General features: G+C 53.4%; 25 protein-coding genes. 11 read left to right on the plus strand and 14 right to left on the minus strand.

Annotated elements, in window-relative coordinates:
- Positions 1–68 precede the first annotated feature (68 nt).
- On the minus strand, positions 69–1,238 hold the full coding sequence (locus MWU63_RS04805) for a M20 aminoacylase family protein (protein WP_213888238.1): 1,170 nt from the start codon (positions 1,236–1,238) through the stop codon (positions 69–71).
- A 65-nt stretch (positions 1,239–1,303) separates the two neighbouring features.
- On the opposite strand from MWU63_RS04805, the gene mazG reads away from it, so the two are divergent.
- The 4 genes from mazG (at position 1,304) to MWU63_RS04825 (ending at position 4,749) form a co-directional block, all read left to right on the plus strand.
- On the plus strand, positions 1,304–2,131 hold the full coding sequence (gene mazG / locus MWU63_RS04810; RefSeq protein WP_247077105.1) for a nucleoside triphosphate pyrophosphohydrolase: 828 nt from the start codon (positions 1,304–1,306) through the stop codon (positions 2,129–2,131).
- A gap of 73 nt (positions 2,132–2,204) precedes the next feature.
- Positions 2,205–3,224 carry a Fe(3+) ABC transporter substrate-binding protein gene (locus MWU63_RS04815; RefSeq protein WP_247077108.1) on the plus strand — a complete coding sequence of 340 codons (1,020 nt, stop codon included), beginning with the start codon at positions 2,205–2,207 and terminating at the stop codon, positions 3,222–3,224.
- Between the two features lie 134 nt (positions 3,225–3,358).
- Positions 3,359–4,306, plus strand: a complete 948-nt coding sequence (locus tag MWU63_RS04820) for a nucleoside hydrolase (RefSeq protein ID WP_213888241.1) — start codon at positions 3,359–3,361, stop codon at positions 4,304–4,306.
- Complete coding sequence (locus MWU63_RS04825; RefSeq protein ID WP_213888242.1) at positions 4,303–4,749, plus strand: GNAT family N-acetyltransferase; 447 nt, start codon at positions 4,303–4,305, stop codon at positions 4,747–4,749. Before MWU63_RS04820 ends, MWU63_RS04825 begins: the two co-directional genes overlap by 4 nt.
- Positions 4,750–4,755: 6 nt before the next feature.
- On the opposite strand, the gene MWU63_RS04830 is transcribed toward MWU63_RS04825, so the two are convergent.
- The 8 genes from MWU63_RS04830 to MWU63_RS04865 form a co-directional block, all read right to left on the minus strand.
- Positions 4,756–5,178, minus strand: a complete 423-nt coding sequence (locus MWU63_RS04830; RefSeq protein ID WP_213888243.1) for a CBS domain-containing protein — start codon at positions 5,176–5,178, stop codon at positions 4,756–4,758.
- Between the two features lie 180 nt (positions 5,179–5,358).
- A complete protein-coding gene (locus MWU63_RS04835; protein WP_213888244.1) occupies positions 5,359–6,330 on the minus strand; it encodes an FAD:protein FMN transferase in 972 nt (323 codons plus the stop codon).
- Positions 6,331–6,333: 3 nt separating this feature from the next.
- Positions 6,334–7,554 carry an NADH:ubiquinone reductase (Na(+)-transporting) subunit F gene (gene nqrF / locus MWU63_RS04840; protein WP_213888245.1) on the minus strand — a complete coding sequence of 407 codons (1,221 nt, stop codon included), beginning with the start codon at positions 7,552–7,554 and terminating at the stop codon, positions 6,334–6,336.
- A complete protein-coding gene (gene nqrE / locus MWU63_RS04845) occupies positions 7,551–8,153 on the minus strand; it encodes an NADH:ubiquinone reductase (Na(+)-transporting) subunit E (protein WP_213888246.1) in 603 nt (200 codons plus the stop codon). Before nqrE ends, nqrF begins: the two co-directional genes overlap by 4 nt.
- The gene (locus MWU63_RS04850; RefSeq protein WP_213888247.1) at positions 8,150–8,809 is read right to left on the minus strand and encodes an NADH:ubiquinone reductase (Na(+)-transporting) subunit D; all 660 of its coding nucleotides are present in this window, start codon (positions 8,807–8,809) and stop codon (positions 8,150–8,152) included. The genes nqrE and MWU63_RS04850 overlap by 4 nt, the downstream gene beginning before the upstream one ends.
- Entirely contained in the window at positions 8,806–9,618 is an 813-nt protein-coding gene (locus MWU63_RS04855) for a Na(+)-translocating NADH-quinone reductase subunit C (protein WP_213888248.1), read from the minus strand. Before MWU63_RS04855 ends, MWU63_RS04850 begins: the two co-directional genes overlap by 4 nt.
- Positions 9,611–10,447, minus strand: a complete 837-nt coding sequence (locus tag MWU63_RS04860; protein ID WP_213888249.1) for an RnfABCDGE type electron transport complex subunit D — start codon at positions 10,445–10,447, stop codon at positions 9,611–9,613. Before MWU63_RS04860 ends, MWU63_RS04855 begins: the two co-directional genes overlap by 8 nt.
- The gene (locus MWU63_RS04865; protein WP_247077110.1) at positions 10,444–11,670 is read right to left on the minus strand and encodes a hypothetical protein; all 1,227 of its coding nucleotides are present in this window, start codon (positions 11,668–11,670) and stop codon (positions 10,444–10,446) included. The genes MWU63_RS04860 and MWU63_RS04865 overlap by 4 nt, the downstream gene beginning before the upstream one ends.
- Positions 11,671–11,922: 252 nt before the next feature.
- Here MWU63_RS04865 and MWU63_RS04870 point away from each other — a divergent pair, with 252 nt between their 5' ends.
- Positions 11,923–13,362, plus strand: a complete 1,440-nt coding sequence (locus MWU63_RS04870) for a protein adenylyltransferase SelO (protein WP_247077112.1) — start codon at positions 11,923–11,925, stop codon at positions 13,360–13,362.
- On the opposite strand, the gene MWU63_RS04875 is transcribed toward MWU63_RS04870, so the two are convergent.
- Positions 13,359–14,018, minus strand: coding sequence for a hypothetical protein (locus MWU63_RS04875; protein WP_213888252.1), 660 nt, complete (start codon positions 14,016–14,018; stop codon positions 13,359–13,361). The two genes, MWU63_RS04870 and MWU63_RS04875, sit on opposite strands and share 4 nt — an antisense overlap.
- A 40-nt stretch (positions 14,019–14,058) precedes the next feature.
- On the opposite strand from MWU63_RS04875, the gene MWU63_RS04880 reads away from it, so the two are divergent.
- Positions 14,059–14,769, plus strand: a complete 711-nt coding sequence (locus MWU63_RS04880) for an endonuclease/exonuclease/phosphatase family protein (RefSeq protein ID WP_247077114.1) — start codon at positions 14,059–14,061, stop codon at positions 14,767–14,769.
- Here the strand turns inward: MWU63_RS04880 and MWU63_RS04885 are convergent.
- A complete protein-coding gene (locus MWU63_RS04885) occupies positions 14,738–15,637 on the minus strand; it encodes a DMT family transporter (protein WP_213888254.1) in 900 nt (299 codons plus the stop codon). The two genes, MWU63_RS04880 and MWU63_RS04885, sit on opposite strands and share 32 nt — an antisense overlap.
- Before the next feature lie 112 nt (positions 15,638–15,749).
- Between MWU63_RS04885 and MWU63_RS04890 the strand changes: the two genes are divergently transcribed.
- The 4 genes from MWU63_RS04890 to eno all read left to right on the plus strand — a co-directional run bounded on the left by MWU63_RS04890 (position 15,750) and on the right by eno (position 19,764).
- The gene (locus tag MWU63_RS04890; protein WP_213888255.1) at positions 15,750–16,997 is read left to right on the plus strand and encodes a sodium:proton antiporter; all 1,248 of its coding nucleotides are present in this window, start codon (positions 15,750–15,752) and stop codon (positions 16,995–16,997) included.
- Complete coding sequence (locus MWU63_RS04895) at positions 16,997–17,977, plus strand: zinc transporter ZntB (RefSeq protein ID WP_213888256.1); 981 nt, start codon at positions 16,997–16,999, stop codon at positions 17,975–17,977. Before MWU63_RS04890 ends, MWU63_RS04895 begins: the two co-directional genes overlap by 1 nt.
- A gap of 94 nt (positions 17,978–18,071) precedes the next feature.
- Positions 18,072–18,488, plus strand: coding sequence for a Fur family transcriptional regulator (locus tag MWU63_RS04900; RefSeq protein ID WP_213888257.1), 417 nt, complete (start codon positions 18,072–18,074; stop codon positions 18,486–18,488).
- 1 nt (position 18,489) lies between these two features.
- Positions 18,490–19,764 carry a phosphopyruvate hydratase gene (gene eno, locus MWU63_RS04905; protein ID WP_213888258.1) on the plus strand — a complete coding sequence of 425 codons (1,275 nt, stop codon included), beginning with the start codon at positions 18,490–18,492 and terminating at the stop codon, positions 19,762–19,764.
- Positions 19,765–19,827: 63 nt separating this feature from the next.
- Here the strand turns inward: eno and MWU63_RS04910 are convergent, their stop codons facing one another.
- Positions 19,828–20,412 carry a DUF4329 domain-containing protein gene (locus MWU63_RS04910; RefSeq protein WP_213888259.1) on the minus strand — a complete coding sequence of 195 codons (585 nt, stop codon included), beginning with the start codon at positions 20,410–20,412 and terminating at the stop codon, positions 19,828–19,830.
- A 74-nt stretch (positions 20,413–20,486) separates the two neighbouring features.
- Positions 20,487–21,623 (minus strand): anhydro-N-acetylmuramic acid kinase, encoded by a 1,137-nt coding sequence (locus MWU63_RS04915; protein WP_247077116.1) that lies wholly within the window; start codon positions 21,621–21,623, stop codon positions 20,487–20,489.
- A 67-nt stretch (positions 21,624–21,690) separates the two neighbouring features.
- On the opposite strand from MWU63_RS04915, the gene tyrS reads away from it, so the two are divergent.
- Entirely contained in the window at positions 21,691–22,944 is a 1,254-nt protein-coding gene (gene tyrS, locus MWU63_RS04920) for a tyrosine--tRNA ligase (protein ID WP_213888261.1), read from the plus strand.
- 91 nt (positions 22,945–23,035) lie between these two features.
- Here tyrS and MWU63_RS04925 read toward each other — a convergent pair whose 3' ends face one another.
- Entirely contained in the window at positions 23,036–23,509 is a 474-nt protein-coding gene (locus tag MWU63_RS04925) for a hypothetical protein (RefSeq protein WP_213888262.1), read from the minus strand.
- Between the last annotated feature and the right edge of the window lie 59 nt (positions 23,510–23,568).

Here is a 23,568-nt window from a genome sequence, read left to right on the forward strand (position 1 = left end):
CACTGCCCCAGCGTGACTGTCATACTGACCGGTTCGATTGACCTTTGAGCAGGTCGCAATCCGATATTTCAGGCCTCTACCAGAGGCTGGGCTTTTTCAACCAATCGCGCGAAAAAGCTTGCGCCGTGCGGGGATGCCTCGTCATTGAAGTTATACGCAGGGTGGTGCAGGCCTGCCGCATCGCCCTGCCCTAAGAACAGATAGGCACCCGGGCGTTTTTCAAGCATATAGGCAAAATCTTCTGCCCCCATTTCGCGGGGGGCGTCTGGGTTTACGCCAGCTTCACCTGCTATTTCCCGGGCGACGTCCGCAGCGAACGCTGCTTTTTCTGCGTTGTTGACGGTTGCGGGATAGCCGCGAATATAATCCAGCCGGGCCTCAACATTATATGCCGCTGCCTGTCCTGCGACGATCTCTTTAAGACGATCTTCGACCATGTCCTGAACATCTTTTTCAAACGTGCGGACCGTACCGCAGATGTAAGCGTCCTCCGGTATGATATTGTCTGCGGTACCGGTATGAATTTGCGTGACGGAAACCACCAGATCCTGCAATGCGTAATGATTGCGACTTACGATTGTCTGGATGGCGCTGACCATGCCAACAGCCGCGACAATCGGATCTTTCGTATCCTGCGGATAGGCACCATGGCCTCCGTCGCCCTTGATAAATATTTCAAAGGTATCAACCGCAGCCATGATCGGACCCGGCGTCGTGTAAAACTGCCCGACAGGCACACCCGGCACATTGTGAAGCGCGTAGACCTGATTAATGCCAAAACGCTCAAGCATCCCCTCTTCGACCATGACGCCAGCGCCGCCGCCGCCCTCTTCAGCGGGTTGAAAGATCAGCGCGACCCGTCCGGAAAACCGGCGCGTTTCCGCCAGATACCGTGCGGCCCCCAGCAACATGGTGGTATGCCCATCGTGGCCGCATGCATGCATCTTTCCGTCAACGGTAGAGCTATAGTCGAGCCCCGTTGTTTCCTGCATTGGCAGCGCGTCCATATCTGCCCGCAGGCCTATGGTGTCACCATCACCCTGTCCGTTGATAATTGCGACAACGCCGGATGTTGCAATTCCTTCGTGGATTTCATCGACCCCAAATTCCTTCAATCTCTCGACTACGAAGGCAGCTGTTTCGTGGCAATCAAACTGAAGTTCAGGGTGCATATGCAGATGCCGCCGCCATGTTTTCATGTCTTCGGCGTAGTCAGCAATACGATTGACGACAGGCATGGTGGACTCCTCTGGTGTCATCTGAATAATTGCACAGAGCCTTTCTCAAACCCCGGGAAGATGCAATGACCAAAGACAGCGACGCGCTTGTGAACGACCCAGACGGGGGCCTTCCGCGGCTATTGGAAATCATGCGCCGCCTGCGGGACCCGGATACCGGGTGCCCCTGGGATGTTGAGCAGGATTTCACGTCTATCGCACCCTATACCATTGAAGAAGCTTACGAAGTTTCAGATGCGATAGAGCGTCAGGACTGGGCAGAGCTTGAAGGAGAGCTTGGTGATCTGCTGCTTCAGACCGTTTATCATACACAAATGGGTGAAGAAGTCGGCCTGTTCAGTTTTGACAGCGTCACAAAAACCATTTCAGACAAAATGGTAGCACGGCACCCGCATGTTTTCGGAACGGAAAGCCGCGAAAAATCTGCGGAACAACAAACCCATGACTGGGAAAAGTTGAAGGCCGAAGAGCGAGCGAAAAAGGCCGAAAAAGGCACCCTAGATGGTGTCGCAACCGGGCTTCCCGCCCTGATGCGGGCCGTTAAGTTGCAAAAACGCGCAGCCCGCGTTGGCTTTGACTGGCCGTCAACGGATCAGGTGCTTGATAAGATAGTTGAAGAAGCAGGTGAACTGACCGAGGCGCGGGAAACCCTGTCGCAGACCGAGATTGAGGAGGAATTTGGCGATCTTCTGTTTGTTATGGCCAATCTTGCGCGTCACCTGAAAATTGACCCAGAGGTTGCCCTGCGTGCAGCCAATGCAAAGTTCACCCACCGGTTTGAGCGGGTTGAGGCGAAATTGGCCCGGATGGGAAAAACACCCGCGCAGTCAAATTTGGAAGAAATGGATGCGCTGTGGGATGAAGCAAAGCTGGATATGAAAAAATTACCATAGTATTTTAATCAGGTATTGACCTGAGTTATTTAGTCGGCTTTATATCGCGTCAAAACCAACGATGGAAAGTTACATGTTTACCATATTCCGCCCCACCTTTTTTGCTACTGCTTGTCTGGCGCTGGCGACCCCCGCAATCGCACAAGAAGTGAATATTTATTCGTATCGTCAGCCAGAGCTTATTCAGCCGCTGACGAATGCGTTTACCGAAGAAACAGGTATCGCCGTTAATATCGTCCATCTTGAAAAAGGTATGGTGGAACGCCTGCAGGCCGAAGGAAAACGGTCACCTGCTGACCTGGTTTTCACCGTCGATATTTCGCGCCTCAATTCAATCGTTGAAGCCGGGCTAACACAACCTGTCACCTCGGACCTTCTGAACCAGAATGTGCCAGCGCAATACCGCGACCCGGATGGTAACTGGTATGGGCTGACGACACGCGCGCGTATCGTCTATGCCTCACGCGACCGGGTCGCTGATGGCGAGGTTACAACATACGAAGACCTGACGGATCCGAAATGGCAGGGCCGTATCTGCACGCGGTCGGGCACCAGCGCCTATAACGTCGCCCTGACCGCGGCTTTCATGCATCACCACGGTGAAGAAGGCGCACGCGCGTGGCTTGAAGGTGTCAAAGCAAACCTTGCCCGCGCACCACAAGGCAACGACAGGGCGCAGGTAAAGGCCATTTGGGCAGGTGAATGCGATATTGCCATCGGCAACACCTACTATATGGGCAAGATGCTGAACGACGAAGAGCAGCGTGCCTGGGCTGACAGCGTGCGCATCGTCTTTCCAACCTTCGAAAACAGCGGCACCCATGTAAACGTTTCCGGTGTTGCAATGACCGCATCCGCGCCAAACCATGACGAAGCACTGAAACTGATGGAATTCCTGACGTCGCCGGAAGCACAGGAAATCTATGCAGCGAAAAACTTTGAATATCCAATCGCAGAGGGAACCGAGCCAGACGCGCTGGTGAAAAGCTGGGGCGATTTCACAGCCGACGACGTGAATCTTATGGTTCTCGCCCGTCTTCGCGGTGACGCGCTAAGGCTGACCGAAGAGGTGGATTTTGACGCTGGCAACTAAGCCCGCATCCTTTTCACCACAATGTAAAAATTTGCCCTGCCGGTTTCCGCCGGTGGGGGTTCTCTTTCATGCTATCCGCTGGACAATCAGAAAGTGAATCGTCAGTGTCACCGCTCGAACACCAAGGCGCAGGCATGTCCCAGACGAAACGCAAGATCATCATCGATACGGACCCTGGTCAGGATGACGCGGTTGCAATTCTGCTGGCGCTTGCAAGTCCCGATGAAATTGAAGTGCTTGGCATTACAGCCGTTGCCGGGAATGTGCCGCTTACGCTTACTGAAAAGAACGCTCGTATCGTGTGTGAACTGGCGGGCATGCCACTAACACGCGTGTTTGCGGGGTGCGATTCACCGCTCAAACGTTCCTTGGTGACCGCTGAACATGTTCATGGGAAAACCGGTCTGGACGGGCCAGTTTTGCCCGACCCAATCATGCCGCTTCAAGATCAACATGCGGTCGATTTCATTATAGAAACTCTGAGATCAGAACCTGCTGGCAGCATTACACTTTGCCCCCTTGGCCCGCTGACCAACATCGCGACAGCATTTAAGAACGCGCCGGATACTATTGAAAAGGTTTGCGAAATCGTCTTGATGGGTGGTGCCTATTTCGAGGTTGGGAATATTACCCCCACTGCCGAATTCAACATTTACGTTGACCCAGAGGCCGCCGATATCGTGTTTCGCGCCGGTGTACCTATTGTAGTGATGCCGCTTGACGTGACGCATAAGGCACTGGTCACACCCGAGCGTAACAACGCGTTTCGCGCGATTGGCAACAAGGTCGGTATTGCGGTTGCCGAAATGACAGAGTTCTTCGAGCGATATGACAAAGAAAAATACGGCAGCATAGGTGCGCCGTTGCATGACCCCTGCGTCACCGCCTATCTGATCAGGCCAGAAATCTTCTCTGGCCGTCATATCAACGTCGAGATAGAAACCTCGTCCCCCCTGACAATGGGAATGACGGTTGCAGACTGGTGGCGGGTTACGAACCGACCTGCGAATGCAACTTTTATCAAAGAGATAGACACAGACGCGTTTTTTGCCCTGCTGACAGAAAGGCTGGCCCGACTATGAGCATGCTGCACCTCGCAGAGCCGAGTGACATGGACAAGCTTTTACCGCTCGTAGAGCGCTACCATGCCTTTGAAAACATTCAGACAACCGAAGCAGAGCGGCGCGCAGCCCTTGAAGTGTTGTTTTCGGGCGAAGTTCAGGCGGCGATCTGGCTGATTGGCCCGCGCCGTGCACCTGTTGGTTATATTGCGATCAGCTTCGGTTTTTCCATCGAACTGGGCGGTCGCGATGCCTTTGTTGACGAGTTTTATATCCGCGAAAGCGTGCGTGGCCGGGGCATGGGTGGCCAGACCATGTCGACTGTCGTCCCAATGCTACGGGAAATGGGTGTCAAAGCCTTGCATATGGAAGTTGATCACGAGAACACCGGGGCAACGAAATTCTACAAGAAAGCCGGGTTTGAGGCGCGCTCAAAATATTTCCTTATGACGCGCACCCTGTAAATGCAACTAGAAAGCACGGTTGACTTCGACAGCGCCCCACTGCTCGCTCAGACCTTTTAGAATATCATAGCGGCTCACCTGCCCGACAAGCCTGCCATCGCTAAGAACCGGAAATCTTCTGTACTGGCTCTTCAAAAAGGCTTCAGCCGCCTTTACAAGATCTAGGCCAGAGTCCAGCGTTTCAGGTTGCGTGCTCATATAGTCGGCAACCGTTCCTCCCCAATCCTGATAGTAAGCAGCATTCAATGCAGCTTTAAGGCAGTCCTTCTTTGATAGGATGCCAACCAGATTGCCTGCCTGATCAACGACGGGTGCGCCCGAAATCTTAGCGTCTATCAAAACATTCATAGCTCGGGTGATCTCGGTATCAGGTGTAAAGGTAATCAGGTTAGTAGCCATGTAGTCTCTAATCAGTGGAACCTTTGTCATGTGCGCTCCTCCGACGTGGCTGTTCGTGTGCATCCTGCGCATTTGATGGATTTTGTGCAGCCTGCCGTTCCACAGGTCCGCTGCACTGGTTGGCGACCGAAGAGAAGCCCAATGGAAAACACAGCGATCGAAAACGCTACGATAACAAATACCAAAACAAAAACAGACATTCCTGTGCTCCTACAGAACCATATACCGGGCGAAACGCTCAGACATAGCTTCTACAATCTTCGTGCCTTCTCGCAGTTGGAAAAGGACTGGCAAATTCATTCTTTCGGCCAGTTCAAGGCCGCGTTCCGCCCCCATTACAACCAACGCTGTTGCCAGCGCATCCGCTTGCAAACCGGACTCTGCAATGACCGAAACAGAGCCGACGTTGTTCGCGACAGGGCGCGCTGTGTGCGTGTCGATAATATGACTGAAAGCTATATTCGTTTCGGAACCACCGTTGATCGCATTACCCGATGTGGCGAGCGCCATTCCATTCAGTCTGACCAGGCACCGAAGTGAAGGCACCTTGCTGTCTGGCGTCTCGATCCCGACATGCCAGCTACGCCCATCCGGATGGTGGCCACGCGCCAGCACTTCGCCACCCACTTCCAGAAGAAATGACCGAATGCCCAGCACTTCAACCGCCTGTGCCATCCGGTCGATCGCATAGCCTTTGGCGATACCACACAGGTCAATAGTTGCATCGGGCAGGATCTTGCGAAGCCCCTGCCCTTCAAGAGCTATGGATCTGTAATTAGCTACAACAGCACCATTAATTGGGCCGAATCCGTATCGCCGAACCAGCGGGCCGACAGTGGGATCAAAAGCACCATCTGTCAGGCGTGCAATGCGAAGACTTTCAGCAATCACATGATGTGTAGGTTCGGAAAGCGGAATCCGTTGCCCGTCGGTTGACTGATTCAGGCGGCTCAATTCTGACGAGGCTATGTAAGGCGACATCGATGCGCCAGCTACATCAACAACTTCCATAATCGCAGCCCGTACATCCCGGGTATCTGTGCCTGGTGGCAGACTGGCCCGCCACCAACTTCCGAAGGCAGAGCCACCGATTGTCTGCGTGCGGCCCGCAAAGCCTGGCAAAGCAGAGCTTAAGAATGCACCACCAGTCATCATCATTAACGTTCTGCGATTAACCGTCATTCTCTAGCCTCCAAAATCGTCATTGAAGATGCTGTCGGGTTCCACGCCAATCTCTCCGAGCATGGACATGACAGCCCGGATCATCAGCGGCGGGCCACAGAGATAATACTCGCACTCTTCCGGGGCTTCGTGGTCTTTGAGATAGCGTTCATACGCCACGTCATGAATGAACCCAATCGGCCCATCCCATTCGTCGCTGGGTTTTGCGTCAGACAGGGCGGCTGTCCATTTGAAATTGTTATGTTTTTCCTGCAACTCATTGAGCTCGTTTTCGTAGAAAAGCTCGATCCGGCTGCGTGCTCCGTACCAGAACGATATTTTGCGACTGGTGCCAACCCTTTCGAGTTGATCGAACAAAATTGCACGCAATGGCGCCATACCTACACCGCCACCGATAAAGATCATCTCTCTGCCGGTATCTCTGGCACCAAAACTGCCATAAGGACCAGCGACCTTTAGACTTTCGCCTTTCCGCAAGTTGAACAGGTATGATGAAACAACACCCGGTGGTGCGTTTTCAACGGACGGCGGCGGCAGCGCCAGGCGCACATTCAAAACGATCTTGCCCTTATCGCCTGGTCTGTTCGCAATAGAATAGGCGCGTGAAACAGCCGTCTTGTTGCGCGAAACTAACCCTCTGAGGGCAGAGCCCGACCAGATCTCTTCGAACGTTTCCGAAATATCAAAATCGGCAAACCGAATATCATAAGGGGGCGCGGTCACCTGAACAAACGAACCCGCGCGCAAATTGGGAGTCGCACCAGACGGAAGGTCCAGAACGATCTCGCGAATGAACGGCGTCATCATGCGGACGGACGCAACACTGCATTCCCAGGATTCGGTTCCAAGCAGATCGTTGGGAACACGCACCTCCATGTCTTCTCGGACAACAACCTGACAGGCAAGCCGAACATGGTTCCGCATTTCGGCTCTGCCGAGTTTCGCACGCTCTGTTGGCAAAACCTGACCACCGCCAACAGGGACCGCTACACGGCAGAGGCCGCAGGTGCCGGCACCCGCACAGGCGGACGGAACCAGAACACTAGCATCGTTCAGAACCTCGAGCAGTTTTTGCCCGGTTTGAGCCGTGAATTTTTTATCCTCATTTACAGTAACTGTTACCGCGACCTTTCTTGAAAGCATTGCTTTGACTGTCAGAATGCTCAGAACCAATACCATAACGATCAGGGTGAACAGGGCTATGCCCGCCAGAATGCTGTTCATGGCGCACCCCCAGCGGCAAAGGCCGAAAACCCAAGTGACATCAGCCCGGTTACGACGAATGCCATGCCCAGCCCCTGCAGGCCGGCTGGGATGTCACTGTATTTTAACCGTTCGCGGATCGCAGCAAAGGTCACGATAGCGAGCGCCCAACCAATTCCGCTGCCAAAGCCATACACGACGCTTTCGCCAAAGGAATACTGACGCTCGACCATAAACAGGCTTCCGCCAAGGATCGCGCAGTTCACTGTCACCAACGGAAGATAAATCCCCAAGGCATAGTAAAGAGCCGGAACAAAGCGATTGAGCAGCATTTCCAGAATCTGGACCATGGCGGCAATCACAGCGATGAAGCTGAGAAGCTTCAGAAAGCTAAGATCAATCTCGGGCAGTCCTGCCCATGCCCAGGCCCCTTCGACCAAAAGCCCCTGATAAATCAGATGGTTCAAAGGCACCGAAATCGCCTGAACCACTATCATAGCGATACCAAGGCCAAATGCGGTTTCAAATTTCTGCGACACTGCCAAAAAAGTGCAGATACCCAGAAAGAAGGACAGCGCCAGATTCTGTTCAAAGATTGATGACAGGAAAAGATCGCTCATGATTGCGCCGTTTCATCATGACTAAGAATTCGGAATTCGGGAGTTTCGGCCTGCTCGGGCCTCAAGCTCCGAATGACCCAGACAAGAAAGCCGACAATGAAGAATGCGCTCGGGGCCAGTAACATCACGTGCATGGGCCGGAACCAGCCACCATTTTCCACCAACGGCAGAATTTCATACCCCAGCAGCGTGCCGACCCCAAACAATTCCCGGATGGTCCCGACTGTCAAAAGAATGATGCTGTACCCCAGCCCGTTCCCCAGCGCGTCAAGTACGCTTGGCCACACCGGGTTTCTCCGGGCAAATGCTTCGGCCCGGCCAAGGACCAGGCAATTGGTCACGATCAGCCCAACAAAGATCGAAAGACGTTTGCTCATCTCAAAGGCAAAGGCCTTTAGAAAAAGGTCCATCACAATCACCAGCGACGCAATAATGGTGATCTGGACAATCAACCGAATTGCCGTTGGCATGTGGTGACGAATGGCGCTGATCATCGCGCTAGAGAGCACAAGCACGACCGTCAGTGCTGCAGACATCGTAAGCGCAGTAGAAACCGACGTTGTAACCGCAAGTGCAGAGCATATCCCAAGAATGTGCAGCGTGATGGGGTTGGCTTTTATCAGGGGGTCGGTGAGATGCGCATATGCCTGCTTCATAATCTGATCTCCCCGGCTTGAATGCGCTTTAGGAATGGTCCGAAACCAAAGTCTCCCAACCAAAAGTGCAGCATATTGGAAACCCCGTTACCGGTTCGTGTCGCTCCTGAAATACCGTCAACCTCAAAGCGGCCTTGCCCGCTGCCACGTACAACGGAAATTCGAATATCCCCGTTCTCATCAGCCAGTGTCTTGCCGGGCCAAAGGGCCTGCCAGTCAGGCTCCGTGATACGCGCCCCGACACCGGGTGTTTCGCCCTGTTCATAGAACGACAGTCCTGCGATCGTGTTCGCATCTGCTTCGAGTGCAAGAAATGCATAGAGCATCGACTGATAGCCAACGCCGCGCACCGGAAAGACGATCAATTCCAAGGCCTGATCCCGACGAAGAATATAGACCGGGGCGAAATTCGCCCGCTGTCTGATACCGGCAGTATCAGAGTCGCGTGGCAATGAGAGACTTTGGTTCGGATCGCGCGCAGCTTCGCGCTGGTTGTAACTTGTCGGATCAATATCTTTCGCAAAGGTGCCGCTGGATAGATCAACAATCCGAACATCAAAATCGTCTATCTTAAGCTCGCTCAGTATATCGGACATGACGGACAGGGACGCGACCATCTCTTCCATACGCGCCTGCCGTTCGCGATCAAGATTCTGCTGGTAAAATGGCGTCAGTGTAACAGCAGCGACTGACACAATGACCGAGGCCACGAATGTTATCAGGAACGCGAACACCAAGGTCTTGCCAAGATCGTCATTTGGGAGTGCGAGAAAGCGTTTCCAGAGGCGGATTGGGTTGAAATCAGCCATTCCGACGACTCCGCATAAAAACGTTGATTTCGACCACAATTCTGTCGATCAAGGGGGCAAAGATGCTTCCCAGGAAAATTGCCATGATCAGCGGCTGGACCTCATTGGCCGCACCGCCCGACCCTGTGAAAACACAGACCAGAAAACCGGACAGTATACCGTTTGCCCATCGCCCACTGTTGGTACAGGCTGAAGTTGCTGGATCGCATGCCAGAAAAATCACAATGAAAAGAAAATACCCTTGAGTGAGGCTGCCAAGGTCAATCACGGCCCCGAAAAGGGAACTGGTGGCAATCAGCGACACGACAAAGCCCGCAAGCATGCGCCACGACACCAGCCGCGAGACTATCAGGAAAACCGCGCCAGGAATGCTGGCATAAGTTAACCAGTCTGCGGGGCTCGAGAAGGTGATCGTCGGGTATGCAAAGATAATAAACGCCAGGGCGACCACGACCGGATTTAGAAAACTGAACCCCCTGCCTCCGAACACCAGCTCACCTAAGATGATTCCAAAGGACAATCCCAGAACCGCCGGAAAAAGTGGCGCGTCGCCACCAGCGATAACCACGAATATCACGGCGCTGACAAGCACACCCCTGCGCTGGGGAATCTTCCGCCGAGCAACAAAAAGAGCTTGCCAACCCACCACCGTGATCACCGAAAGTACCAAAGCCGGAAAAAGTGCGCCGCCGTTTTCCCAAAGTGTGGCAACCAATGGCGGGATCAGGCAAAACAGCGTTGCCCAGGTTGCGCGCTCGTAAGACCAGAAGCCACGCATGTAAGGCGCGTTACTGCCTGAAGACACCGAAAAGGGCCGATAGAGGTTCATTGCGGCAGCCCCTCTAGATCGACGAGCGCGCGGCGCAGCAGTGCGCCATAATCCGCGCCACTGGTACACAGAGTGGACAAAAGTGCCACGTCCTCTTCCAACAGATCTTTCACACCTAGACGATGCGCTGTTTCCCAATCGCCAACACTTAGGGCGCGCATCAGCGGGACAGGCAGGATACTCCGAGGCAACGTGCCTTCGAAGGTCTCGTTCGGAAGCACGGGCATTGGCATGTTCCGGTTTCCGTGCTGAGAGTACGGGCTCTGTTGATCCCGGGAATTGGCAGGCATCAGGCAAACCTGAACATGCCGGTGGCCTAAAAAGGTCGCGGGCCTGCCTGACAAGACTGACCCGGAAAAAACAATCAATTCACCATCCAGGGCTTCTCCGACCAACATGTCCTGCAGGTTGGCGCATCGCCGCGTTCGCAAGAGCCGGGGATTGCGCGCCATCGGGCCGGCAAGGGCGACAATCTGGTCAGGCGACAGTTGCCCATTCTGAAACAGGTGGCCGATAGCAATGACGTCCTGATAACCGATCTGCCACACCCGCTGTCCGCCAAGCCTGAGCCGCTCAAGATGCACGCCCGGAAGTCCCGCAGGGTGCTTGCCCCGAAACTCGGCAATACGAATGTTTTTACGTTCAGTCTCAATGATCGGCGACCCTGCAGCCTGACAGATGATCACCGGTTCATCCACCAGCGACGCCAGTTTTTCCAATCCAAGCGCGAATTCCGCTTGGGCAGATTGAACAATCACCGTTGGGTCCGCCGCCAAGGGGTTTGTATCTATGGCAGTCACCAAAATTGCCTCTGCCGCCGCGCTTGAGTTTGGAACATTGCCGAACGGGCGCGTCGTGAGTGTCGTCCATAGGCCAGATTTGAGCAAAACCTCACGAACATCGCCGGATGTGTCGAATGTGACAGTTTTTTTTCCGTCACACTGTATCTCGATCTTTTCAAATCGGCTCCGACGGCTTCGGTCAATGTGCGAAACAACTCCCGCTACAGGAGAGGTGAACATCACCTCCGGATCATTCCGGTCGCAAAACAAGGGTTGGCCGATGGCGACTCTTTGTTCCGGCTGAACCAGCAACTTAGGCCGTATGCCCCGCAAGTCGCCGCCGCTCAAAGCAACCGACGATATTTCAGCGCCGTCCTCAATACTTTGCTTGGGGTTTCCTTTGATACGTAAGTCCAGACCACCCCGGATGGTAAATTTCATCTTATGCCTCTTGATCGCGTCGCAGCGCACTAAAACACCGAGAGGAGCCTGCAAAACAGCTTTCCAACCATTTCCAATGATTAGTTGAAAGGCAATCACACTGTGATGATCTGAATCAATTGTCCGAAAGCCGGTAAAATTCGATATCGCGGTCGACAAGACGCCTGAGGAAAGGAATTTCACGCGATCTTAGACCGCACACCTGTAAACCAGCCGCATATTCGCCTATCTCTGGGTCAGGAGAAACGCGCAATGCCCATTACGATCCCTTTTGACAATAGCTACGCACGGCTGCCTGACAGTTTTTTTGCGCATCAGCGACCAATGCCCGTTATTGCGCCTGACCTGATTGCAGTAAACCAGCGGTTGGCGCTGGAACTTGGCATCGATCCCGACATGCTCGGATCTTTGGAAGGGATTGCCGTGTTGGCGGGTAACGCGCTGGCAGCCGGGTCAGAACCGATTGCCCAGGCCTACGCGGGCCATCAGTTTGGAAATTTTGTTCCTCAGCTTGGTGACGGCCGTGCAGTTCTGCTGGGTGAGGTTATTGATCAGAACGGCATACGCCGCGATATCCAGCTAAAGGGCTCTGGCCCCACCCCCTTCAGCCGTAATGGCGATGGGCGCGCATGGCTTGGCCCGGTGTTGCGGGAATATATCGTTTCCGAAGCCATGCATGCTATGGGTATCCCAACGACCCGTGCACTTGCTGCTGTATCTACCGGACAGAAGGTGCAGCGCGAATCTGCCCTGCCCGGCGCTGTGCTCACGCGTGTTGCATCCAGCCATATCCGAGTTGGTACATTCCAATATTTTGCGGCACGTCAAAATACCGAAGCCTTGCAAGTGCTGACCGATTACGCAATTGCCCGCCACTATCCCGAAGCGGAAGGCGCACTTGGCTTGCTGCAGGCAGCAATCGTACGTCAGGCAAAGCTGATCGCGCAGTGGATGAGTGTCGGATTTATACATGGTGTGATGAACACCGACAATTGCCACATCGCCGGGGAAACGATCGACTATGGGCCATGTGCGTTCATGGACCGATATCATCCGGAGACAGTTTTCAGTTCAATCGACCAGCGCGGCCGATACGCCTATCAAAACCAGCCAGACATTGCCGTCTGGAACCTTGCGCAGCTTGCCACAAGCCTTTTACCACTAATGGGGGGCGACAAAGATGTGGCCATTGAAAAGGCCACTGAAGCTGTACATCGCTTTGCTGATTTATTTCAATCCGAATGGCTAAACTTGTTTCGTGCCAAGATCGGGTTGCGAAGTGCCGAGGAAGGTGATGCAGCGCTCATTGGCGATTTGCTGGCACGCATGACCGCAGGGGACGCCGATTTTTCCAATTGTTTCCGCGCACTTGGTACCGCTAAGGCCCGTGATCAGTTTTCTAACCCCGCAGCCTTTGATCAGTGGGCACCTGCATGGGCCGCGCGGCGCGTGCGCGACGGCAGCACCGAAGAAGAACAGGCTACACTGATGGAAAGAACAAATCCTGCCGTCATACCCCGCAATCACCGGATTGAAGAGGCAATACAAGCAGGTGTTGCAGGTGACTTTGCCCCCTTTGAACGGCTCAATCGGGTATTGTCCAACCCCTATTCCGAGCAACAGAAAGAAGCGGACCTGACCCGGCCGCCACAGCCAGAAGAAGAGGTTCTGCAAACCTTTTGCGGTACCTAATTTTCGTCTGATTTTGAAAAGAAACGTCGGTTCTTGCTGATAAATTCCTTTATCATGCTTGGCAATCCAAGACGCGAGCGCCCTTTGAGATAGGCCACGCCCGCGCTTGCGCCAAAAAGCGCACCAGCCATATCGACAATCAGATCCCACATAGTATCGGTAAGGCCCGATTTTTGCATGTTCAGACCAAATATCTGATCCATTGAGAATTCAAAAATCTCCCACACCATGCCGATCATGACAGCAAAACAGAATCCGAAAAAAGCGATGGCCCACGGTGGCGCGGCGTAACGGTCGCCCTCGAACAACATAAAAACAAAGACAAATCCGATCAGTCCAAACCCAACAGCAGACCCGCCGTGCAAAGCGATATCCCACCACCAGTATCGTTCATAAAAATCGTAAGCCTCACCCAGAAAGATCGTGCCAAAGATGAACACAACAATGGCCGCAAAAAATGAAACCGGAAGGTGAATTTTAAACCAGCGGGCAAACAAAGCGGGCACCATTGACATAAGCAGTGTTGCGATTGCCAGAAAGCTAAGGGACCAGTTTGCATTGAACAGAGAAATCGCAAACGAAAGCAGCAAAGCCGCCCAAATGACGTAAACGACATAGGACTGCCCTTTTAAACCACCACCATCAAAGACACGCATCTTCCCTACCAAATTGCCAATTCGTACTTATGTTTAAGGTATGAAGCTTCGTGTCGCCAGTTACAACATTCGCAAATGCATCGGCCTAGACCGAAAACGCCGTCCGTTGCGCATAGCTAATGTTATCAACAAGATTGAGGCAGACGTCATTGTGCTGCAAGAGGCAGACAAACGGCTTGGGGTTCGACCAGCCGCTTTACCGCACGCAATTGTTGCGCAAGAAACGGATTACACAGTCGTCGAACTTTCGCAAAATGATGTTTCGCTTGGCTGGCACGGAAACGCGATACTGCTGCGTAAGGAATTCAGCCTTGAAAGCTTTAGCCGGATTAAACTGCCCGGGTTTGAGCCACGTGGTGCTGTATTGGCAGAGATTGCGGGCGCAAGCGGCATGTTCAGAATTATCGGCACCCACCTTGGGTTGGCGCGTCGCCACCGCCGCCGTCAGTTGACAGAGCTGCAGGAAAACCTGGCGGTCCGGAAGGATATGCCAACCATACTGCTCGGAGATTTCAACGAATGGTCAAAATCCCGCGGCATGGAGCCCTTGGAAGGTCACTTTGAGGTCCATTCACCGGGGCGCAGCTTTCATGCGGCCCGCCCTATCGCTGCACTTGACCGGATCGCACTAAATCCTCTGGTGGAATTGCGTGATGCTGGCGTCGTTGAAACACTGCAATCGCGCATTGCATCTGACCATCTACCCGTCTGGGCGGATGTCACACTCCGCGCACACGCCTCGGCCGATTGATCAGAAAAATACCGATCGCGACCAGTAGAATCGCGCCAATCGTTGCGAGTCCAATCTCTTCGTCCAAAATCGCCCAGCCGAAAAACACGCCAAAGATCGGCGACAGGAAAGAAAAAGACGCAACACCTGACGCCGGGTAGATCGTCATCAGCCAAAACCACGACACGAAGCCAATGGTCACCACCACCACAGTTTGAAACAAAAGCCCGACCAGGTGAATCGGCATCAAATCCCGCACGAGCGGGCCAAAGAACGGCGCAAGCAAAGTCAATATTATGCCCGAGACCGCGACCTGATAGAAAAGCTGCATCTCGGGGCTGGTTTCTGAAATCGGCGTCACGCGCACGCAAAGCGCAATTCCGGCCCAGCCGATGGCCGCCAGAACGGCAAAGACATCGCCAATCAGGCTCGCCTGCCCACCCTGATCGCCCCGGTCAAGAATCGCGATAGCGACACCGGTAAATGCCAATGCAACACCCAGTGCCTTCTTTCGGTTCATTCGGTCCCCCGGCAGAAAAAAATGCGCCGCCAGACTAAGCCATATCGGCATGGAGTAATAAAGAATGGTGGTCCGGCTGACCGACGAATAATCGAGAGCAAGAAAAAGGCAGAAAAACTCTGCTGTGAAAATCAGCCCGACAAAGAGCCCTGCAACAAAGATACGGCGTGAAAAATCAAACGACTTGCCCCTGAACCTCATCCAGAGCCAAACGCAAAACAGCGCGCCAAGCGAACGTACCCCGGCAAAAAATACGGGTTGCAGGCCACCGTTTACCAGCTTGATAATGACCTGATTAAAGCCCGACAAAAGTGCGAATCCCGTAAGGGCAATGACACCAAAAGCATCAATTTTGTCTTTGCGATCCATGAATTACCCCGAAACCTTGCCTGCGCCACACAATCCCCGCGAAATCATTGTGTCAAGCAGTTCCCGCGTCGCGTGGTCCGTGCTAGGAGAGGGTCAAAGAAAGAGACACACAATGAGCCTGCTACAGATCACCTCCCTTTTGATAGTTATGGCCGGCGCGTTCGGCACGATTAACTATTTGTTTTTAAAACTTCCGAGCTCGATCGGCATTCTTATCGTGGCGCTTTTCGCCTCTTTTGGAGTGATGTTGGCTGATTTGATTGTCCCGTCGCTGCAAATGGCGGACCAAGTTCGTGAAGTGGTGAAAGGCATCGACTTTTCCGACGCACTTCTAGAAGGCATGCTTGGCCTGCTGCTTTTTGCGGGTGCACTACATGTCCGGCTGTCTGATTTGCGCGAACAGTGGAAGGTCGTTTTTCTGATGGCCACAATTGGTGTTGGCCTGTCGACCGCCATTGTGGGGTTTGGGTTTAGCTGGATAACAGGCATGCCGCTGCTTATTGCATTGGTTTTTGGCGCGCTTGTCTCGCCGACTGATCCCGTTGCGGTTTTGGGTGTGCTGCGCGAAGCGAACCTTGCGAAAACGCTGGAAACCAAAATCGCCGGAGAGTCGTTGTTCAACGATGGCGTTGGCTATGTGGTCTTTCTTGTACTTGTCGGGCTTGCCTTTCCAGGTGATGACGCACATGGGTCAGGCGCTGTCTGGGCAGTTAAACTTTTCCTGCAGGAAGCCCTGGGTGGTGCTGTGCTCGGGGCTGTTCTGGGCTGGCTTGTGTTTCGGGTCATGCGCCGGATCGACGACTATTCACTGGAAGTTCTGATTACGCTGGGCCTTGCTTTCGGGGGCTACCAGCTGGCTGTGTGGTTGCATGTTTCTGCACCAATCATGGCAGTGGTTGCTGGCCTGTTCATTGGTGACGTCGGTATGAAACATGGAATGACCGAAGAAACCCGCGGCTATGTTGAGGCGTTCTGGAAACTGATCGATGAAATCCTGAATGCCGTGCTTTTCCTTATGATCGGATTTGAAGTTTTTGCGGTTGCTTTCACGTCGGACGCTCTTCTTGCAGGTGGTTTGGCAGTTCTGCTGGCACTGTTTGCACGGCTTGCTGCGGTTGCTGTTCCCGTGTTCCTGCTCAAACCATTCCGCAATTTTTCACGCGGCGTCATTCCGATCATGACGTGGGGCGGGTTGAAAGGCGGCATTTCGGTCGCCCTTGCGCTCAGCCTGCCTGACAGTGAATGGAAACCCCTTATCCTGACGGCAACCTATGTCATTGTCCTGTTCTCTATCATCGTTCAGGGGCTTACCGTCGCACGTGTCGCAAGCAAATTAGGACGTGAGCCGGAGTTGGTTTGATGGCGGATGAAACGCACTTTGCAAAAGACATCACCCCGATATGTGCATTTGATGTCATGCCTGACGGTCGGGCGATCCCTGCCCCTGACACCCTGCCCACCGCAAGCGAACAGGCGGCGTATCGCTGGCTGCATTTTGACCTGAATGATCCTAACCTTAAAAACTGGGTCGGAACGCATGTCAGCCCGATTGCCGGTGCCGCACTTCTGCAATCTGAAACACGTCCAAGATGTGACATCCATGAAGACGGAATAATACTTAACCTGCGTGTCGTAAACGCGAACCCCGGCCAAGATGCAGATGACATGGTTTCGCTTCGCCTTTGGGTCAGCAAAAACCTGATCATCAGCGCACGCATCCGAAAAGTTTTCGCCGTTGATGATCTTCGACAAGCCGCTGAAACTGGCGCGGCCCCGGGTACCGTTTCCGGGTTTTTGAACCAACTTACCGAGGCCATAACCGCCCGAATTGAAAAGACAACTGTCGAACTCGGCGATGCCACTGACCAATTGGAGGACGAGGCCGAAGACAGTACGCAAAATGACTCACCGACCTTAGCGCAACTTCGAAAAAGCGTCATAAAATTCCGCCGCTATATAGGACCTCAGCGCGAAGCGATGTGGGCGATGGTCGAAACCGAGACTGGTATTTTCAACAAAGCAGCCCGCCTGCGACTGCGTGAAACCGCGAACCGTGTGACGCGAAGTGTAGAGGAACTGGATTCAATTCGTGATCGGCTCACGGTTTTGCAGGACCACCTAGCAACTCAGCATGCGTCGCTTCAGGCAAGGAACAGCCATGTTCTTTCTATTGTTGCGGCGATCTTTCTGCCACTTGGCTTTCTAACCGGGTTGTTTGGCGTAAATGTCGCCGGGATGCCGGGCATTGATTGGCCCTACGCTTTCGCGGCATTGACCGGCGGAACATTGGTTCTTGGAATTCTGGTTTACGCCGTTCTGAAACAGCTAAAATGGTTCTAGCTGAATCTGCAACACGCAAAGAAACTTCATCAAAACAGTGGAAACCCGCTTCTCAATCGCTTAAACCCCGCCCCAAGACGAGATGAGGCCGGGCATGACAGATACAATCATTTCCAGATGCGAGGCGAAAGGCCTGCGTATGACGGGGCAGCGCCGCGTGATTGCGGATGTTCTGCATGAAGCCAATGATCATCCTGATGTCGAAGAGCTGTTTAACCGCGCCTCGGCACGGGACCCGAAAATCTCGATTGCGACAGTTTACCGGACAGTGAAACTGTTTGAAGAGGCCGATATTCTGGAAAAGCATGAATTTGGCGATGGTCGCGCACGATACGAAGACGCCGAACGTGACCATCACGACCACCTGATTGATATGAATTCCGGCGAAGTCATTGAATTTGTAGATCGTGAAATTGAAGCTCTTCAGGAGAAAATAGCCCAGAAACTGGGGTACAAACTGAAGGGACACCGGTTGGAACTTTACGGAGTTCCCCTGACCAAGAAGGACTGACATGAGCACCATTATCGATATTATCGGCCGCGAGATTCTCGACAGCCGGGGCAACCCCACTGTCGAAGTTGACGTTATTCTGGAAAGCGGTGCAATGGGCCGCGCTATGGTGCCATCTGGCGCATCAACTGGCGCATATGAAGCTGTTGAAAAACGTGATGGCGACAAGAAGCGCTATCTTGGCAAAGGTGTTTTGGCGGCCGTTGAGTCAGTAAATGGCGAAATCGCAGACACATTGATCGGCTTTGATGCAACCGAACAGGTTGCGATCGATATGGCACTGCTTGAACTGGACGGAACAGCAAACAAATCCCGCCTTGGGGCCAACGCGATACTTGGCGTTTCCTTGGCGGTCGCGCATGCGGCAGCCGAGTTCACTGAACAACCGCTCTATCGCTATATCGGCGGCACATCGGCACGCACCCTGCCGGTTCCTATGATGAACATTATCAATGGTGGCGAGCACGCCGACAACCCCATCGACATTCAGGAATTCATGATCATGCCGGTGTCGGCCACATCGATCCGCGATGCAATCCGGGTGGGTGCTGAAATATTCCACACCCTGAAAAAAGAGCTCTCAGCAGCAGGCCATAACACCGGAATTGGTGACGAAGGTGGTTTTGCACCGAACCTGTCTTCAACGCGTGACGCGCTCGATTTTGTACTCATAGCGATTGAAAAAGCAGGCTACAAACCGGGCGACGATGTTTATCTGGCACTGGATTGTGCGGCAACCGAATACTTTAAGAACGGCAAGTATGAGCTTAAAGGAGAAGGCAAATCCCTGACATCAGCTGAAAATGTCGCCTATCTTAAAGCGCTGGTTGACGACTACCCGATCATCAGCATCGAAGACGGATGCAGTGAAGACGACTGGGACGGCTGGAAAATGCTGACAGACGCGCTTGGCGACCGTATTCAGCTGGTCGGTGACGACCTGTTTGTGACCAGCCCCGAACGGCTCGCGCAGGGCATTGAAAAGGGTAGCGCGAACTCTCTGCTGGTCAAAGTGAACCAGATTGGCACGCTGACCGAAACGCTTGCTGCTGTTGATATGGCGCACCGTGCGCGCTTTACCTGCGTGATGTCCCACCGGTCTGGCGAAACTGAAGACGCCACAATCGCCGACCTTGCGGTTGCAACGAATTGTGGACAGATCAAAACAGGTTCGCTGTCACGCTCTGACCGGCTGGCTAAGTACAATCAGCTGATCCGGATCGAAGAGATGCTGGGCGACACGGCAGTTTACGCTGGACGCAGCATTTTGAAATAATCGCTGTTCTTTAAAACGCTCCTCTGCGCTTCATGTGACGGAGGAGTTACTTGAATTGCGCTTCTACGAGCCAAATTCGCGGTCAATAATCCGCTGAAGTTCATGCAAAGTCACCGCTGACTTTGGGCGTTCGCGTCGGGGTTCCCGGTAAGACGAGTCGAACGGAAGGCAGCGATAGTCACAAATCTGCCGCGCAATCTGTTTCTTGAAATCAATGAACCAAAGCCGCCCGCCCGGCGTTGCAACATAGCCGTTGTGCCGATTTGCAAAATCCCCTTCCACGTCTTGCGCAGAGGGGTATTCGTTCAGGCTGTTCGGATCATAGGCGGCGTGCGTGTGATAAGACGAGAAAATCACGTAGTCGCCGTCGGGGCGAACCGGCATGCAACTATGCGTTCCGCCTTTTGAGGCGCGTGTTGCTGCGATCTGGCCGCGTCCATCATAGTAAAGAAAGCCACAAAACTCGCGGTCTATCTCTACTGATCTTTGATTAAGTGTTTGGAAAATTTCCAAAACAAACTGGTGTTCAGTTGCGTAGCGTGCGTCATGGGCGAGTTTACCGGCATTTTTAGCATCGGTCGGCACCGCAAACATCAAAACAGCGAAAACCGCAATTGTGGACCGCCAGATACTACAAGCTCGTTTCATTTTCTCTCCGCCTCTGCGCCGATAATAACGAGCAGAAACACATTAGGCAAAGCGACTTGAGCAAATTTTTAGATTTAGAAATTCTTCGAAGGCGTCTTTGATAAGGCTCGCTTGCCTGTTGGTTTGCTCAGTATCCCGCCCCCAATCGAAGCACGAACACCCGTGGTGGTTTCACAAGAGGTTGTCATTCCTTTGGCCACCCGAACAGCAAGATAGGCAAATGCCTGCGCTTCAAGCATGTCGCCGTTAAAACCAGCATCTTCGACCGGAGCAACCGGGCACTCCATCAGCAAGGACAGCATCGTCATCAAAGTAGGGTTCTTGCGCCCTCCTCCGGTGACCAGAACGCCCTGCGGCAGCCTTGGGCAATGTTCTAACGCCTTCGCAGCGGATGCGGCTGCTATCGCTGTCAGCGTCGCTGCTGCATCGGCGTCTTCCAGTATAGCGACTTCATCCAGCAGATCCGAAAAATCATTTCTATCCAGTGACTTGGGTGGAACCCGGTAGAAATAGGAATGCTGTAAAAAGGACTCTACGATGTCTTCATCGACGTCACCTTCTGCTGCAAGTTCGCCATCTTTGTCAAAATACTCATGGCGTCGCTGCCACATCAAATCGTTGATCGGCGCGTTTGCAGGGCCAGTGTCAAAGGCAAGCAACGCGCCATCCTCGTCCGGGCGGGATTTGGCTGGATCAACCCAGGTTAGGTTCCCGATCCCACCAAGGTTCAGAAAGGCGATCGGGGCGTCAATTTCCATCAGCTTTGCGCAGGCAAAATGAAAGAACGGCGCGAGCGGTGCACCCTCGCCGCCCATTTCAACATCGGTTGTGCGAAAGTCCCAGACGACTGGCGTTTGCAATACCTCTGCCAGCACCCGTCCGTCACCCGCCTGATGCGTTCCCATGCCGCGTGGGTCATGCGCAAGCGTCTGACCGTGAAAGCCAATCAGCTCTGCGTCACCAAACTCCGACAGCAACGTCGCGTGTACGGTTTCGATCACTTCGGCGGCTTCTTCGACGCCTTCATCTCCTGGCCATCGTCCGAGAGCCGCCGCAATCACTTCTCGCTCTGCCTCGGAATAAGGCCGGTAGCCCGTTTCACCGAATTCGAGTATCTGCACCCCGTCGGTCTGCAGCAACGCCGCATCAACGCCATCGAGCGATGTGCCCGACATCGCGCCAAGCGCCCAGACGGCATCAGATTTCAACATCGGCTTCCCCTTTTTGTGTGACCCCGATATACCGCAAGTCGCAACGCAAACCATGGACAAAAAATTGATGACTTACCATGCTAAATCCGACTTCATGCGTGTGATGATTGAGCGCGGCTTTCTGGCCGACTGCACAGACTATCAGGCACTTGACGAAGCTTTGGTCAAAGGTGTGGTACCTGCTTATATCGGCTTTGATGCCACGGCCAAGTCTTTGCATGTCGGCAGCCTTATTCAGATCATGATGCTGCGCTGGCTGCAAAAGACCGGACATAAACCCATCGTGCTGATGGGCGGCGGGACAACCAAAGTTGGGGACCCGAGCTTTCGCGCCGATGAACGCCCGCTGCTGACCCCTGCCGAGATTGACGCCAATATCGCAGGAATAAAAGCCGTCTTCACGAAATACGTCAGCTTTGGTGATACACCAACCGATGCAATTATGGTCAACAACGCCGAATGGCTCGACGCGTTGAACTACCTTGATTTCCTGCGCGACATCGGGCGGCATTTTTCAGTAAACCGGATGCTGAGCTTTGAAAGCGTGAAATCGCGGCTTGACCGGGAACAAAGCCTGTCGTTCCTCGAATTCAACTACATGATCCTGCAGGCCTATGACTTTCTGGAGCTTAACCGCCGCTACGGTTGCCTGCTTCAAATGGGCGGCTCAGACCAATGGGGAAACATCGTTAACGGGATCGATCTGACCCGGCGTGTTCTTGACAACGAAATTTACGGCCTGACATCGCCCCTGCTGACCACATCAGATGGCAAGAAGATGGGCAAAAGCCAGGACGGTGCCGTCTGGTTGAACCCGGAAATGCGCAGCCCTTATGAGTTCTGGCAATTCTGGCGCAACACAACGGACGCCGATGTAGGCCGGTTTCTGAAGCTATATACGGAGCTTCCTATTGAAGAATGCGAACGACTGGGCAGCCTTGAAGGGTCTGACATTAACGCAGCCAAGATCCGCCTCGCCAACGAGGTCACAACCTTGGCACATGGGGCAGATGCCGCGAAAGCAGCCGAGGCCACAGCCCACGAAGTCTTTGAAAAAGGTGGTGTTGGGGACGACCTACCGACTTTAGATTTAACTGCGGCTGATATCGGCGATGGAATTTCTGTGGTGCAGTTGATCGTGCGTTCAGGGCTTGCGAAGTCTGGCAAAGAAGCAAAGCGGCTGATCATGGAGAGCGGCGCAAAGATGAATGATGATCCGTTAACCGACGCTGGTTTGATTCTGACAACAAGCGATCTGATCAATCCGATCAAGTTGTCAGCTGGCAAAAAACGCCACGCGTTGGTCACACTAAAAGCCTAAGTGCAAAAAAAACACCGCAAGTAAATCTTGCGGTGTTTTCAATTTCTTAGCGCTCTCATACCAACAGATGAACCGTCAGATCAAACAAAGATCAGAACGTTTCCATGTAAAGAACGGCATCACAGGACGACCCGTCAAAGGTGCCGATCCAGACGTCATAAATGCCATCTGCGGCGGGGCGCGTCAGGCGAATCTTGGGGTCAGCATTTCCGTTATCATCATCGTCGAAATACCAGTTGCCCGAGGCAGTATTAATCAAAAGCGTTGCGTCACAATTACTGACCACGCGGAATTCCAACTGAAAACCGCTTCGTCCGCGCACTGTCATCGAAAAATCAGGTGCAGTTGTGACATATCCGGGCATTGCCCCTCTGAAATTGCGCGCCTTAATACGACAGGCTGCCAGATTGTTGTTGCCGCCGGCAACAACCCGGAAACCCTGTGGGCTATAAAGCTGTTGCGCCGTAAGATCGTATCTTTCGTTTCCCCAAAGTTGAAAATCAGGACAGGCATTTGCAACGCCAGCCCATACCCAAACCATAAGTGCTATTAATCCAAATCTCATTTATCTATCCCTTTTTTGCTCACCCCATTATTCAACAGATTAGGGTTGAATTCGGGCGC

The sequence above is a fragment of the Pseudohalocynthiibacter sp. F2068 genome (genome assembly GCF_023015645.1).
GTDB classification, from domain to species: Bacteria; Pseudomonadota; Alphaproteobacteria; order Rhodobacterales; family Rhodobacteraceae; genus Pseudohalocynthiibacter; species Pseudohalocynthiibacter aestuariivivens.

Excerpts from the sequence above, each read along its gene's own strand:
- MWU63_RS04895 (WP_213888256.1), top strand. The coding sequence starts at position 16,997 with ATGGCGGATGAAACGCACTTTGCAAAAGACATCACCCCGATATGTGCA.
- tyrS (WP_213888261.1), top strand. The coding sequence starts at position 21,691 with ATGACTTACCATGCTAAATCCGACTTCATGCGTGTGATGATTGAGCGC.
- MWU63_RS04865 (WP_247077110.1), bottom strand. The coding sequence starts at position 11,670 with ATGAAATTTACCATCCGGGGTGGTCTGGACTTACGTATCAAAGGAAAC.
- mazG (WP_247077105.1), top strand. The coding sequence starts at position 1,304 with ATGACCAAAGACAGCGACGCGCTTGTGAACGACCCAGACGGGGGCCTT.
- MWU63_RS04820 (WP_213888241.1), top strand. The coding sequence starts at position 3,359 with ATGTCCCAGACGAAACGCAAGATCATCATCGATACGGACCCTGGTCAG.
- nqrF (WP_213888245.1), bottom strand. The coding sequence starts at position 7,554 with ATGAACAGCATTCTGGCGGGCATAGCCCTGTTCACCCTGATCGTTATG.
- eno (WP_213888258.1), top strand. The coding sequence starts at position 18,490 with ATGAGCACCATTATCGATATTATCGGCCGCGAGATTCTCGACAGCCGG.
- nqrE (WP_213888246.1), bottom strand. The coding sequence starts at position 8,153 with ATGAGCGATCTTTTCCTGTCATCAATCTTTGAACAGAATCTGGCGCTG.
- MWU63_RS04855 (WP_213888248.1), bottom strand. The coding sequence starts at position 9,618 with ATGGCTGATTTCAACCCAATCCGCCTCTGGAAACGCTTTCTCGCACTC.
- MWU63_RS04825 (WP_213888242.1), top strand. The coding sequence starts at position 4,303 with ATGAGCATGCTGCACCTCGCAGAGCCGAGTGACATGGACAAGCTTTTA.
- MWU63_RS04925 (WP_213888262.1), bottom strand. The coding sequence starts at position 23,509 with ATGAGATTTGGATTAATAGCACTTATGGTTTGGGTATGGGCTGGCGTT.
- MWU63_RS04880 (WP_247077114.1), top strand. The coding sequence starts at position 14,059 with ATGAAGCTTCGTGTCGCCAGTTACAACATTCGCAAATGCATCGGCCTA.
- MWU63_RS04900 (WP_213888257.1), top strand. The coding sequence starts at position 18,072 with ATGACAGATACAATCATTTCCAGATGCGAGGCGAAAGGCCTGCGTATG.
- MWU63_RS04885 (WP_213888254.1), bottom strand. The coding sequence starts at position 15,637 with ATGGATCGCAAAGACAAAATTGATGCTTTTGGTGTCATTGCCCTTACG.
- MWU63_RS04850 (WP_213888247.1), bottom strand. The coding sequence starts at position 8,809 with ATGAAGCAGGCATATGCGCATCTCACCGACCCCCTGATAAAAGCCAAC.
- MWU63_RS04870 (WP_247077112.1), top strand. The coding sequence starts at position 11,923 with ATGCCCATTACGATCCCTTTTGACAATAGCTACGCACGGCTGCCTGAC.
- MWU63_RS04815 (WP_247077108.1), top strand. The coding sequence starts at position 2,205 with ATGTTTACCATATTCCGCCCCACCTTTTTTGCTACTGCTTGTCTGGCG.
- MWU63_RS04910 (WP_213888259.1), bottom strand. The coding sequence starts at position 20,412 with ATGAAACGAGCTTGTAGTATCTGGCGGTCCACAATTGCGGTTTTCGCT.
- MWU63_RS04830 (WP_213888243.1), bottom strand. The coding sequence starts at position 5,178 with ATGACAAAGGTTCCACTGATTAGAGACTACATGGCTACTAACCTGATT.
- MWU63_RS04805 (WP_213888238.1), bottom strand. The coding sequence starts at position 1,238 with ATGCCTGTCGTCAATCGTATTGCTGACTACGCCGAAGACATGAAAACA.
- MWU63_RS04915 (WP_247077116.1), bottom strand. The coding sequence starts at position 21,623 with ATGTTGAAATCTGATGCCGTCTGGGCGCTTGGCGCGATGTCGGGCACA.
- MWU63_RS04860 (WP_213888249.1), bottom strand. The coding sequence starts at position 10,447 with ATGAACCTCTATCGGCCCTTTTCGGTGTCTTCAGGCAGTAACGCGCCT.
- MWU63_RS04835 (WP_213888244.1), bottom strand. The coding sequence starts at position 6,330 with ATGACGGTTAATCGCAGAACGTTAATGATGATGACTGGTGGTGCATTC.
- MWU63_RS04890 (WP_213888255.1), top strand. The coding sequence starts at position 15,750 with ATGAGCCTGCTACAGATCACCTCCCTTTTGATAGTTATGGCCGGCGCG.
- MWU63_RS04875 (WP_213888252.1), bottom strand. The coding sequence starts at position 14,018 with ATGCGTGTCTTTGATGGTGGTGGTTTAAAAGGGCAGTCCTATGTCGTT.